The sequence below is a fragment of the Rhodococcus sp. OS5 genome (assembly GCF_056837585.1).
Window position 1 is genome coordinate 1,886,598 of the sequence record NZ_CM166368.1, and the last position, 13,649, is coordinate 1,900,246.

Annotated in this window: 9 protein-coding genes and 1 pseudogene; all 10 read left to right on the forward strand. The window is 62.6% G+C overall.

Annotation, left to right across the window (positions count from 1 at the left end):
- The first annotated feature begins 19 nt into the window (after positions 1-19).
- The 10 genes and pseudogenes from ACVZUB_RS08980 (at position 20) to ACVZUB_RS09025 (ending at position 13,516) form a co-directional block, all read left to right on the forward strand.
- On the forward strand, positions 20-1,951 hold the full coding sequence (locus ACVZUB_RS08980) for a mycofactocin system FadH/OYE family oxidoreductase 1 (protein ID WP_058227508.1): 1,932 nt from the start codon (positions 20-22) through the stop codon (positions 1,949-1,951).
- Positions 1,948-2,775, forward strand: a complete 828-nt coding sequence (locus ACVZUB_RS08985) for a mycofactocin-coupled SDR family oxidoreductase (RefSeq protein ID WP_063314734.1) — start codon at positions 1,948-1,950, stop codon at positions 2,773-2,775. The genes ACVZUB_RS08980 and ACVZUB_RS08985 overlap by 4 nt, the downstream gene beginning before the upstream one ends.
- Positions 2,775-4,724 (forward strand): mycofactocin system FadH/OYE family oxidoreductase 2, encoded by a 1,950-nt coding sequence (locus ACVZUB_RS08990; protein ID WP_063314733.1) that lies wholly within the window; start codon positions 2,775-2,777, stop codon positions 4,722-4,724. Before ACVZUB_RS08985 ends, ACVZUB_RS08990 begins: the two co-directional genes overlap by 1 nt.
- A gap of 75 nt (positions 4,725-4,799) precedes the next feature.
- A pseudogene (locus ACVZUB_RS08995) lies at positions 4,800-6,014 on the forward strand (HNH endonuclease signature motif containing protein).
- Between the two features lie 98 nt (positions 6,015-6,112).
- Positions 6,113-6,805 carry a mycofactocin biosynthesis peptidyl-dipeptidase MftE gene (mftE, locus tag ACVZUB_RS09000; protein ID WP_063314732.1) on the forward strand — a complete coding sequence of 231 codons (693 nt, stop codon included), beginning with the start codon at positions 6,113-6,115 and terminating at the stop codon, positions 6,803-6,805.
- A gap of 97 nt (positions 6,806-6,902) precedes the next feature.
- A complete protein-coding gene (gene mftF / locus ACVZUB_RS09005; protein WP_007730153.1) occupies positions 6,903-8,300 on the forward strand; it encodes a mycofactocin biosynthesis glycosyltransferase MftF in 1,398 nt (465 codons plus the stop codon).
- Complete coding sequence (gene mftG, locus ACVZUB_RS09010) at positions 8,297-9,778, forward strand: mycofactocin dehydrogenase MftG (RefSeq protein ID WP_482628301.1); 1,482 nt, start codon at positions 8,297-8,299, stop codon at positions 9,776-9,778. Before mftF ends, mftG begins: the two co-directional genes overlap by 4 nt.
- A 105-nt stretch (positions 9,779-9,883) precedes the next feature.
- Positions 9,884-11,197, forward strand: coding sequence for a sigma-54-dependent transcriptional regulator family protein (locus ACVZUB_RS09015; RefSeq protein WP_003941954.1), 1,314 nt, complete (start codon positions 9,884-9,886; stop codon positions 11,195-11,197).
- 143 nt (positions 11,198-11,340) lie between these two features.
- On the forward strand, positions 11,341-12,864 hold the full coding sequence (gene adh / locus ACVZUB_RS09020) for an aldehyde dehydrogenase (protein WP_063314730.1): 1,524 nt from the start codon (positions 11,341-11,343) through the stop codon (positions 12,862-12,864).
- A 91-nt stretch (positions 12,865-12,955) separates the two neighbouring features.
- Complete coding sequence (locus ACVZUB_RS09025; protein WP_042922384.1) at positions 12,956-13,516, forward strand: DUF779 domain-containing protein; 561 nt, start codon at positions 12,956-12,958, stop codon at positions 13,514-13,516.
- The last annotated feature ends 133 nt before the right edge of the window (positions 13,517-13,649 follow it).

Consider the following 13,649-nt stretch of genomic DNA (forward strand, 5'->3'; position numbering starts at 1 on the left):
GCTCCGATAGAGCTGTGAGTTGACACTCGACGAACACACGACCCTGGCCGGACGCCTCGTCCGGTCCAGGGTTGTTTTCGGTCCGCACGAGACCAATCTTGCTGTGGGACGCTCGCTTTCCGATCGGCACCGTGCGTACTACCAGCGCCGCGCCGAGGGCGGAACCGGGATCGTCGTCACCGAAGTGGCCTCGGTATCGGAGAACGACTGGCCGTACGAGCGGGCGCCGTTGGCGTCGCAATGTGGCCCGGGGTGGCAGTCGATCGCGGCTGCATGTGCTCCGTACGGAACGCTGGTTCTGGCCGGGCTCGGTCATACCGGCATGCAGGGATCGAGCGCATACTCCCAGTCGGTGCTGTGGGGACCGTCAAGAGTGGCCGACCCGGCGACGCGTGAGTTGCCGATGGCAATGGGGCAGCCGGAAATCGACCAGCTGATAGTCGGCTTCCGTGAGGCGTCGGCGCTGGCCGTCGCTTCGGGAATGGACGGAGTGGAACTCGATGCCGGTCCTCGAAGCATTCTGCGACAATTCCTTTCGGGTCTGACCAACACTCGGCAAGACCGATACGGTAGCGATCGCGTTGCTCTTGTTCGCGAGGTCATCTCGGCAGTGCGCGAGGAAGTCGGGTCGGATCACGTTGTCTCCCTGCGGTTGTCCTGTGACGAGGAAGCTCCATGGGCGGGCCTGACGCCCGATCTTGCCATCGGTATCGCGCGTGAAGTGTCTCCGTTCCTCGATCTCCTTGTCGTCGTTCGTGGCGGACTCTATTCGTCCGACCGGTACCGCCCCGATTTTCACTGCCCGCCGAACTTCAACCTCGATCTGTGCCGTGAGATCAAGGCCGCTCTGTCGATTCCTGTTGTCGTGCAGGGGAGCGTCGTGGACATCGCCGACGCTCACGCGGCGCTGGAAGTAGGTGAGTTCGTCGAGATGACCCGGGCCCAGATCGCAGACCCGGACCTGGTCGTGAAAGCCGCGCGCGGCGATCGTCCCCGGCCGTGTGTGCTCTGCAATCAGACGTGCCTCGTGCGTGATCCTCGCAATCCTGTCGTGACGTGCGTCGGGAATCCGAGCGCGGGTTTCGAGACGGTGGACCCCGATGAGCGAGAGCAGATTTCGACACCGGGAGCCGTGCTGGTCGTGGGGGGTGGCCCCGCTGGGATGGAAGCCGCACGGATCTCGGCGGTGGCGGGGCACTCGGTCACACTCGTCGAGAGTTCATCGCAGTTCGGCAGCATGATCCGAACTTTTGCGCGAGGTGACGGCCGTAGCCGGTTCGCACTCCTCGCGCAGTGGTTGGAGGACGAATGCCGTCGTAGCGGCGTGACGATGCGGACCGGGGCGGCGCTCGACGCCCAAGACCTGGGTGACGCACGCAGCCGGGGCGAGTTTGTTGTCGTTGCCACCGGTAGTGCTGCGAGGCCGCCGACGTATCCGGTCGACGATTCGGTTCGGTGGTTGGATGCGTCGGAAGCCTTCGAGAAGTTGAGCACCGTGGGGCCGGGTCCGGTCGCGCTGATCGATCCCCTCGGTGGACCGATCGCGGTGGCGCTCGCAGAAGCACTCGCGGCCCATGGCATCTCCGTCTCGATTGTGACTCCCGACAGCATCGTCGGTTCGAGGCTCGGTGCGAGTGGGGATCTGGTCGGTGCCAACACGCGCATCCAGCAGGCCGGGGTCACCAGGGTGCTCGCGTCACGTGTCACCGAAATCGCTCGAGGGGCCGTCTGCGTCGAACACGTCCATACCGGCGAGCGGTCACAGCTCGAGTGCGAAGTGGTGATCGACTGCTCGCCTCGTCTGCCGAACGAAACGCTGAAGGAAGAGGCCGACATTCAGGTGGGCGACTCGGTTGCCCCGAGAACTGTTCTCGAATCTATCCGCGAAGGGCGCTTTGCAGGGTTTACTACTAGAACGAGTTTCAATTCTGCAGAGAGGGCTATCTCATGACACAGGGTTCAGTTCGTTCGCTCGAAGGTCGCGTTGCTTTCATCACCGGCGCAGCGCGCGGTCAAGGACGTGCGCACGCGGTCAAGATGGCGCGCGAGGGAGCAGCGATCATCGCGGTCGACGTATGCGCGTCGGTGGCGTCGGACAATTCCTACGACGCAGCAACTTCCGAGGACTTTGCCGAGACGATACGTCTGGTGGAAGCGGAGGGCGGGAAGATCCTCGCCCGCGAGGTCGATGTCCGTGACGGAACAGCGCTCACCGCGGTGGTCAAGGACGGCGTCGAACAGTTCGGACGTCTCGACATCGTGGTCGCCAACGCCGGGGTCTGCAACTGGAATCGATTCTGGGAAATGTCGGACGAGCAGTGGGAAACTCTGATCGACATCAACCTGACCGGAGTCTGGAAAACCCTCAAGGCCTCGGTGCCGGCGATCATCGAGGGTGGGCGCGGTGGATCGATCATCGTGGTCAGTTCGGTGGCCGGACTCAAGGCGCTGCCCGGACAGGCGCACTACGCGAGCGCCAAGTTCGGTCTCGTCGGTCTGACGCAGGCCGCGGCAAAGGAACTGGGGGAGTACAAGATCAGGGTCAACTCGATCCATCCTTACGGAGTGAATACGCCGATGGGGGTCGACCAGGGCGCTCTCGAGGTATTTGCAAAGTTTCCGCAGTACCTTCCCAACTTCACTCCGATCCTCTCGGACATCGCTTTCGCCGAACCTGACGAGATCGCCGATACCGTCCTGTGGCTCGCCGGTGACGGTTCCCGCACCGTCACGGCAAGTCATATCGCTCTCGATCAAGGAAACTCCAAGGTCTGATGACGCCGTACCCGCGCCTCTTCGCGCCACTGCGCCTGGGCAACCTGACACTCCGCAATCGGGTCGTGTTCTCCGCACACCTGACCAATTACGCGGAGAACGGGTTGCCGACGGAGCAGCACGCGGGCTACTACGAGGCGCGGGCACGCGGCGGTGCGGGTCTGATCATCACCGAGGAGCACTCGACGCATCCTTCGGATCGACCGTACGAGAAGATGATTGCGGGCTATCGGCCGGAAGCGATCGAGGGATACCGGCGGATCACCGACGCCGTTCATGCGCATGGTTCGTCGATTCTCGCGCAGATCAACCACAATGGGGGTCAGGGCGCTGGAACCTATTCGCGATCGCCGCTGTTGGCGCCGAGCGCCGTTGCGGATCCGTTGTTCCGCGAGGTGCCCAAGGCTGTCGACGACGCGGACATTGCCGAGATTCTCGCAGGGTTCGCCCTTGTTGCGCGCAACTGCGTTGCCGGTGGCTTCGACGGGGTGGAATTGCAGGCGTCGCAGTCGTCCATCGTGCGCGCGTTTCTCGCACCCTCGACCAACCTGCGCACTGATCGCTACGGCGGGGGCGTGGCGAATCGTGCGCGTTTCCTTCTCGAAGTGCTCGGGGTACTGCGTAAGGCCATCGGCCCGGATCGTGTGCTCGGTGTGCGCCTGAGTGGATACGAAGGAACGCGGGGTGGCATCGAACTGTCCGACGCGGTAACCACCGCCCAACTCATCGAAGCTGACGGTCACGTCGACTACATCAACACCACCGTCGGAATGGCCACGGAAACACTGCATCTGGTCGAAGCATCGATGGCTGTACCCACCGGCTACGCCAACTTCGTCCCGTCTGCGATCAGGGAGGTCATCGATCTTCCAGTCGTCGGAGTCGGCCGTTTCAAGACGCCGGAGCAAGCCGAAGCTGCACTCGAGGACGGTGTATGCGATCTGGTGGGCGTAGTTCGCGGGCAGATCGCCGATCCGGATTTTGTGAACAAAGCGCGTGCTGGTCAATCGGTACAGGTGCGAACCTGCCTGTCCTGCAACCAGGAATGCGTCGGGCGGATGGGTCTGGGACGTTGGTTGGGGTGCACCGCAAATCCGCGCGCTGGTCGGGAATCGGTACCGCTGCCGATGCCGCGGCGACGGGGCCGCACGGTGGTGGTGGTCGGTGGCGGCCCCGCCGGCCTGCAAGCTGCGGCTACAGCGGCCCAGCGAGGTCATGCGGTGACGCTGTTCGAGCGTGAACGAAGACTTGGGGGACAGATTCTTACCGCCTCGGTGGTACCGGCTCGCCGTGAGCTCGCCGACCTCGTCCGGAATCTCGAATCTGAGTGTCGCCGAAGTGGTGTGACGATCGAGTTGGATGCTGGAGCTGATCTCGCGATCGTGGAGGAGCGCGCGCCCGAGGTGGTCGTGATTGCAACCGGAGCGCGGCCTTTACGCCCAGCGTGGGCGGGTAGATCAGAGCGTGTGGTGGGTGTTCGAGACGTTCTCGACGGCAAGATTCTGCCGAGTGGAACGGTGCTCGTCTACGACGAACTGGGATTCCATCAAGGTACGTCGGTGGCGGAGTTCCTCGCTGATCGAGGCTGTGCCGTCACGATCGCGACCAACGGCATGGTGGTCGCGCAGGACCTGAGCATCACCCTGGATTTCGAGGGGTGGAACCGCCGAGCGTTCGAGAAGTCGATCGGTCAACGGACAGATCTGATGGTGACTTCGGTGAGCGCTGGGGCCTCGCCGCTCGTGAGCTTGGTTCACCTTCCGACGGGTGTGACCGAGGAAGTTGCAGTCGACTGGGTGGTCTTCGCGACACAGCAGGAACCTGTCGACGAGTTGTGGAACACCTTGCAGGGAAGCTGTTTCGAGAAATTTCGCATCGGTGACGCCTTGTCTCCGAGGCGTTCGCACGCGGCCGTCATCGAAGGGCATCGGGCCGCGTTGGCGATATAGTCGTCCGTTTTGTCTCCGGTTCTCGAAAGTATGTTCGATTAAACTTTGAGCATGGACAGTCGGGATGCGTGGTAGCTGGATGGTGAGGGCCTCAAGGGGGAGGTTCTGGATCTGGTGCGCGCCCGACACGAGTTGCAGTCGCGGTTGGTGTTGTTGATCGTGGAGGTGTTTTCCCGGGACGTTCTCGGTGGGAAGGGTTTTCGGGCGATCGCGCAGTGGTTGCATGGTTCGACGAATCTGGAGATCGGTGAGTGCTGTCTGCTAGTCGGGTTGGCGCGGTTGTTGATGCTCGAACCTGTTGTCGCGGATGCGTTCCACCGCGGGGATATTGATGCGTTGAAAGCGCGGCAGGTGGCGTCGTTTTGTCAGCATCCACCGAAGAACATGACCCTGGCGGATGTGGACAAGGCTCGCGGGATCTTGTTGGGGTTGGCGTCGAAGAACATCGCCGATTGTGATGCGGTGCGGGCGGCGATTCGGCGGATCGAGAAGCAGTACGGCAAGCGTGAGGACGGCGTTCCGGTCGGCGAGGATTCCGAACGTAACGAGTTCTACGCCTCGAAAGGCTTGTACGGCAGAGTGACTGTGAAGGGTGACCTAGATGCTGTGAACGGGGCACGGTTGATCACGTTGTTGTCGAGCCTGTCGGCGCCGACGCCGGAGAAGGACGGCGTGAAGGACACGCGTACTCCGGCGCTGCGGCGGGCGGACGGGTTCTGCGAGTTGTTGCGCCGGTATGAGCGGGCGGGGTTGGGTCCGATCGAGGGCTGAGTGAAACCACACATCACGGTGACTGCGTCTGCGAAAGACATGACGGACCTGCAAGCGTTGAAAGACCTCCTGCCGTCCACCGAAGAACTCGGATTTGCGAGGGCGGATTGGGTGGGTCCGATCAGTATTGATACTGCCCGGATGTTGGCGCGCGACTGCACCGTCACCCGGATCCTCCTGGATGAGAATGGTGTTCCGCTCGACTGCGGTAAGGAAGCGAGAACGGCGACGGTTCCGCAGCGGCGGGCGTTGGCGGTGCGTGATGGTGGGTGTGCGTTTCCGGGGTGCGGGACACCATCGGGGTGGTGCGATGCCCATCATATTGTTCACTGGAACGATGGTGGCCCAACGGATCTCGATAATCTGATCTTGTTGTGCGGTCATCATCACCGGACGCTGCATCACACGGAGTGGCGGGTGGAGATCGGACCGGATCGCAAATCGGTGTTCTATCCACCGATGTCCGTTGATCCGTATCAGCGGCCGATCGGCGGGAACAGCCCACCCACCGCGGCGTGAACCGCGACAACTGACGAATACGCCGGGGCGCAACAATGCCCCGGTGTATCCGCATGCAGTGTTGCGGTGGGAGGGGCTCGCACCAATACGATCGGGGGATGAGTTCTCCGCGTGACCTTGCTGCCATCCCGAGTCCTTCGCTCGAGGGCACTGCGCTCACCGTCGTGGTCCCGGTCGGTTCTTTCGAACAACACGGACCGCACCTGCCTCTCGATACCGACACTCGGATCGCGAGAGCAGTCGCACAGGCTCTGCCCGACGTCGTCGTGGCCCCGGCCATCGAATACGGGGCGAGCGGCGAACACGAAGGGTTTGCCGGCACGATTTCGATCGGTGCCGAGGCTATGGAAACCGTCGTCGTCGAATACGGAAGGTCGGCGTTCAGATGGACGAAGCGGGTGCTGTTCGTCAACGGCCACGGCGGAAATGGTCCCGCATTGGCCAAAGCGGTGGCACTTCTGCGGTATGAGGGGCGTGATGCTGCTTGGGTGCCGTGCGCTGTTCCGGGTGCCGACGCCCATGCCGGACACACTGAAACGAGCCTATTGCTGCACCTTTCGCCCGATTTGGTGCACATGAGCCTTGCTGAGACAGGAAATTTGTCTCCTATCGCGGACCTGATGCCAGGAATGCGTTCGGGCGGTATGGTCGCTGTGTCGCAAAACGGCGTTCTCGGCAATCCAGTCGGGGCTACCGCCGAAGACGGCGCATACATCTTCGGTGAGTTGGTAGGACGCGTGACGGATGGACTGGCCCGGTGGGAGCCTGGTCCAGATGGGAGGCTTCGGTGACGACCACGACCGAGTGGGGGCGGACGGTCCACCTGCGACGGCTTTCGAGGCTGCGACGAGTTGCAGCACGACGGGCTACGTCCCTTACGATCATCTGATGCGACCAGCAAGACTCCCCGACGGCTTCGGCATTCGGTTGGACCCCAAGGTGCGCACGTACTCGGGTGGCCGGGTACTCATCGGCGGATCTCCGACGCGGATGCTCAAGCTGGCGCCGACGGCTGCGGCGATGATCGGTGACGGCTTCCTCGAGGTGGTCGATCAGCAGAGCGCTGCGGTTGCGCGACACCTTCTCGATTCAGGTGTCGCGAATCCTCGTCCGATGTCGACGCCGTCCGCTGCCGATGTCACGGTCGTGATTCCGGTCAAGGACAACCAGGCCGGCGTCGAACGCCTATTGCCCGTCCTCAAGGATCTGACCGTCATCGTTGTCGACGACGGTTCGGAAGTGCCGGTGGAGCCCCGTCGCGCCTGCCCGGGCACCGGCACCATCACAGTGGTCCGGCACGAGAGTGCCCGCGGACCCTCGGCAGCGAGAAACTCGGGATTGCGTTCGGCCCAAACACGTTTCGTAGCTTTCCTGGACTCCGACGTCATACCGCGTGCCGGTTGGCTCGAGTTGATGTTGGGCCACTTCAGCGATCCGGGGGTTGCCCTTGTTGCACCCCGCATCGTCGCCCTCGATCCGTACGGGACGGCGCTGGCGCGGTACGAGAACATGCGATCGTCTCTCGACCTCGGACGCAAGGAAGCTGCGGTGAAGTCGGGCAGTCCGGTCGCCTATGTCCCCAGCGCCGCCGTGATCGTCCGGCGCGACGTGGCACTCGAATGCAACGGTTTCGACGAGAGTCTCGAAGTAGCCGAGGACGTCGATTTCTGCTGGCGACTGCAGGCTGCGGGTTGGCGACTGAGGTACGAACCGGTTGCGCATGTCGCCCACGATCATCGAGTTCAGTTCGACAAGTGGTTCGCCAGGAGAGCGTTCTACGGCACGGGTGCGGCGCCGTTGGCTGCAAGACACGAGGGTTCGGTTCCGCCGATGGCGATGTCGTTCTCGACGCTCTTCGCGTGCATCGCCGCCGCAACACTGACCCGTTCCGGTCTTGCCGGCGCACTCGGCGCTTTGCTGTTTACCGTTTACCGGCTGCGAAAGATGTTCACCGGCCTGAGTCAACCCACCCGGATCGCGGCGATCCTCACCGCGCAGGGAGTTGTCGGCGGATTCTGGCAACTCGCCTCGGCAATGTGTCGTCACTACTGGCCCGTGACGCTCCTGGCGGTGATCGCCTCCAGGCGAATTCGGCGGCTGGCCGTCGCTGCAGCAGTCACCGAAGGTTTGGTGGACTGGTATCGCCACCGTGAGCCAGGCGGGCTGGGACCGGTTCGGTACGTCTTCTTCAAACGAGCCGACGACATCGCGTATGGAGCCGGACTCTGGCGTGGCGCATTCGACGCCCGCGACTGGGCGGCGCTGAAACCTCGAATCACCAAGTGACAGAAGCCGACTACGCAGATTTCCTGGTTGTCGGTGGTGGCACGTGTGGTTGCGTGGTCGCAGCCAGGCTCAGTGAAGATCCATCCGCCACGGTGATGCTCCTCGAATCGGGAAGCGGATATCGATCGGCGCTCGAACTCCCGGACGTCCTGGGTGATCCGTACCGACTGCCGGTCGGACCTGCGAGCGAATACACGTGGACCTATCCGGTCGAACTGACGCCGCGTCGGGCGTCCACAATTGCGCGGGGGCGGACACTCGGTGGATCCGGAGCCGTCAACGGTGCGTACTTCACCCGCGCGACCCGTGCTGATTTCGAGCATTGGCCGAGTTCATGGCGATACGACGACGTCTTGCCGTACTTCAAGAAGTCCGAAACGGATCGCGATTTCGAGAGCGAGTTCCACGGGACCGCCGGACCGATCCCGGTCGAGCGTCGAGCGTGGGACCAACTGCATCCACTGAGCGGCGAGTTTCATGCGGCAGCGCTCGGAGCAGGCTTTCCCGACGACGTCGACAAGAATGCGCCGGACTCGTTCGGGGTGGGCCGAGTGCCACTGAACGTGTCGGATCATCGTCGGATCAGTACGGCGATCGGGTATCTGATGCCGGCGTTGCACCGGCCGAATCTGCGGGTGGAATCCGGAGTGAACGTCATTCGTATCGCGTTCTCGGGTACCCGTGCGATCGGCGTCGACGTTCTCGGCGACCGCAATGTCCGACGCATTCGTGCCGACCATGTGGTCGTGTGTTCGGGTGCGGTGGCGACACCGCACATTCTCCTCAATTCCGGTGTTGGTCCAGCGGAACAACTCGTAGGGCAGGGAGTTTCCGTCGTTCTCGATCGACCGGGCGTCGGACAGAACTTCGTCGACCACCCGGAAGTGCTGCTGCCGTACCATTTTTCGAAGCCCCGCACGATTCGATCGCAGACTCCGGTGCTGGAGACAGCCCTCAACCTCGCTGAGATCGAAATTCGTCCGTACACCGCATCTTTTACCGAACTGGTTCCCGGTGTGCCTCGCATGGACCACGGCGTCGGAGTGGTCCTCATGGCGCCGCACAGCCGGGGAAGCATCGAACTGGCATCGCGGGATCCCGCTGGGGCGCCGCGTATTCGGTACAACTACGTCGCGTCGGCGCACGATCGAGCTGCCATTCGGGAAGGGATGCGGATCGCCGAGAATCTTCTCGAGTCGATCGCCGAGACGGGGTTGATCGATCGCCCCGTCGTGGAGTACACCGATGAGTGGGTCGAATCCCGCCTGGGAACGTCGCTGCATATGTCCGGTAGTTGCGTGATGGGTGCCGAGGCGGACCCGTTCGCAGTCGTCGACGGTCGGTGCCGTGTGATCGGCGCGCAAGGACTCAGTATTGTTGACACGTCAATCCTGCCGACGATCCCGACCCGCGGCCCGCATGCGACCGCGGTGATGGTCGCGGAACGAGCAAGCGCCATTCTGCTCGGTGACGAGTGACCGCGAGGGGCAGCAGGCTGGGTCGGCCGTCATACCGAATGGTCGTTCTCGCCTATGGGCTGTGATCGGCGTTACAGTGGTCCACGGAGCGGAGGAACGCAAAATATGGCACGTGAACAGGCTGTGCCCGGCAACCCGTGGGTGGCGGTCAGGCCAGGCGATGACGTCGCGTTACTCGCGCGGCGACTTTCGTCTGCCCATCAGTCGTTCATCGATGCTCGCGGCGTGCCCGGCCAGGGGCTGACCGACGACTCCCATGTCCGCTCGGTCGTACTCGAGTCCTGGATGCGTAGCCGCAACAAGGGGGTAAATCCCGATGTGGTCGGCAACCCTGAGATGCTCGAAGGGTTGGAGCTCGAAAAATATCGCTCCGCGCATCCCATGTCACTGATCCGTCCGGTGATTCGGAAACTCCTGGTGGAAGATGCTGCCGAGACCGGACTACTGATCGCGATCAGTGACGCACACGGTCGATTGCTCTGGGTGGAGGGTGACAACTCGGCCAAGGACAAGGCGTTGTCCATGAACTTCGTCGAAGGCGCCGATTGGAGCGAAGATCGTGTCGGCACCAATGCGCCGGGAACGGCGCTTGCTCTCGATCACTCCGTACAGATTTTCGGATCCGAGCATTTCAACCGAACCGTGCACGACTGGAGTTGTTCGGCCGCACCCGTCCACGATCCCACCACTGGGCAAATCCTTGGTGCCATCGACATCACCGGTGGTCCCAGGGTTGCGGTTCCCGAAGTGCTGTCACTGATCCGTGCAACTGTCGCGGCCGCCGAATCGGAATTGCGATTCCATCTCTTGAACTCGCCCATCCCGCTCAGTGCTACGGCTCCGCGCCTCGAAACATTCGGTGCCGGCCGGCCGATGCTGGTTCGCGGCGGTGACCGCATCCCGATTTCGCAGCGTCACGCCGAGATTCTCCTTCTGCTTTCCGAACACCCGGAGGGTCTCAGCTCCGACCACCTTGCGGTCCTGCTCGACGAGGGGGAGCTCGACGCAGTGACCATTCGCGCGGAAATGTCGCGGCTTCGTAAGGTTTTCGGTGCCGACCGGCTTGCTTCGCGCCCCTATCGGATCATCACGGAGTTCACGACAGATGTCGGCGATGTGCGGGCAGCGTTGGATCGAGGCGACGCAGCGACGGCGATGAAACTGTATTCGGGCCCGGTGCTGGCGGGCTCGGCGTCTCCCGGCATCGAAGAGGTGCGGGAAGAACTACGCACCAGGGTTCAGGCAGCTCTGCTACGTGGAGGTGACGCCAACCTTCTGGCCCGGTGGACCACGTCGGTGCACGGCCGCGAAGACTCCGTCGTGTGGGAGGCCTACCTGTCCACGTTGGATCCTCAATCTCCGCTGTATTCGCAGGTCCAGGCAAGAATTGATCTCCTCGACCGCCAATTGGGCATCTGAGAATCATCCGCGTTTCTCGCACGCAACGTACTTGCAACGTTGCAACTCCTAGTGTTGTGAATCACACCCCACCGGGGGGTGGGATTGCAGTCACCGATTTGGTGGGTGCGCCCAGGAAGATCACGTTTACATAGGAGCTTGCAATGACCGTGTACGCCCGCCCAGGTACCGCCGACGCGATCATGTCCTTCCAGTCTCGATACGACAACTGGATCGGCAACGAATGGGTTGCTCCGGTCAAGGGTCAGTACTTCGAGAACCCGACACCGGTGACCGGACAGAATTTCTGTGATGTGGCTCGTTCCACCGCAGAAGACATCGAACTCGCTCTCGACGCAGCGCACGCAGCAGCTCCGGCCTGGGGCAAGACCTCGGTCGCCGAGCGCGCGATCATCTTGAACAAGATCGCTGATCGTATGGAGGAGAACCTCGAATCCATCGCACTCGCCGAGTCGTGGGACAACGGCAAGCCGATCCGCGAGACCCTCAACGCCGACATTCCGCTCGCCATCGATCACTTCCGATACTTCGCGGGAGCTATTCGCGCACAGGAAGGTTCGCTCTCGGAGATCAACTCCGACACCGTGGCGTACCACTTCCACGAGCCGCTCGGCGTAGTCGGACAGATCATTCCGTGGAACTTCCCGATCCTCATGGCCGTGTGGAAGCTTGCTCCCGCCCTCGCTGCCGGCAATGCCATCGTGCTCAAGCCTGCCGAGCAGACGCCAGTCTCGATCCTGCACCTCATCGGCATCATCGGTGACCTGCTGCCTGCCGGTGTTCTCAACATCGTCAACGGCTTCGGCGTCGAGGCCGGAAAGCCGCTCGCGTCCAGCCCGCGTATCAAGAAGATCGCGTTCACCGGTGAGACCACCACCGGTCGCCTGATCATGCAGTACGCGTCGCAGAACCTCATCCCCGTCACCCTCGAACTCGGTGGCAAGAGCCCCAACATCTTCTTCTCCGACGTCCTCGCCTCTAACGACGACTACCAGGACAAGGCACTCGAGGGCTTCACGATGTTCGCCCTCAACCAGGGCGAGGTCTGCACCTGCCCGTCACGTTCGCTGATCCAGGAAGACATCTTCGACGAGTTCCTCGCGATGGCAGCCATCCGCACCAAGGCTGTGCGCCAAGGGGATCCGCTCGACACCGACACCATGATCGGTGCCCAGGCCAGCAACGATCAGCTCGAGAAGATCCTCTCGTACATCGAGATCGGCAAGGCCGAAGGCGCCAAGGTCATCACCGGTGGTGAGCGAGCCGAACTCGGCGGAGACCTGTCCGGCGGCTACTACGTCCAGCCGACGGTGTTCACCGGCAACAACAAGATGCGCATCTTCCAGGAAGAGATCTTCGGACCCGTCGTCTCGGTCACCTCGTTCAAGGACTACGAGGAGGCCATCGAAATTGCCAACGACACGCTCTACGGTTTGGGCGCCGGTGTCTGGTCCCGCGACGGCGGAGTTGCTTACCGCGCAGGCCGCGACATCCAAGCCGGTCGCGTCTGGACCAACACGTACCACCAGTACCCGGCACACGCCGCTTTCGGTGGATACAAGCAGTCCGGCATCGGCCGCGAGAACCACCTGATGATGCTCTCGCACTACCAGCAGACCAAGAACCTCCTGGTCAGCTACGCCCAGAAGGCTCAGGGCTTCTTCTGATCTACCCACCGGCACCCGTGAGCCCCTCGCTGCGGGTGCCGGTGAGCAAGACTGCAACACGCGAAACCTGCACAAACACACGGAGGTTGGAATGAGCGCCACGGACACACCCGATACCGGCGCCGTTCCACCCCGGTTGGTGACCACCGCTGGGGCGGCTGACCTCCTGCGCCGCCTCAGCGGGACTCACGGCGAACTGATGATGCATCAATCCGGCGGATGCTGCGACGGCTCGGCCCCGATGTGTTATCCCTCAGGCGAATTCATCGTCGGGGACCGTGACGTACTACTCGGAATCATCGATCTCCGACTTGCTGTCGGAGAGACTCCCGAAGACCTTCCCACCGGAACCGACGCTGTACAGGTCTGGATTTCCGGATCACAGTTCGAAGCCTGGAAGCACACCCAGTTGGTACTGGACGTCGTGCCCGGCCGCGGCAGTGGATTCAGCCTGGAGTCTCCTGAAGGATTCAGATTCCTCAGTCGAGCAAGGGCATTCACACCGGACGAAAACGAAGCACTCGGCGCGTCGAGCATTCTCGTGGGCGCTGATTGGGAAGCGGGCGTGCGTCCTTTGCCCCCGACGGTTCCCCAGGTGGTCGCCGAGGCCGTCGACGCCTGCCCGGTGCCGGGCGCGACCGCCCGATCCTGAGAACGGCAGCCTGAAGAAGATCTGAACAGACTCGGGGCCGCTCACATGACAGCCAGTTAACAGCACGGTCATCTCCAGGCGACCTTCTCCGTACATCGCCCACATACCGTTCATTTCACGCGACGCATCCACC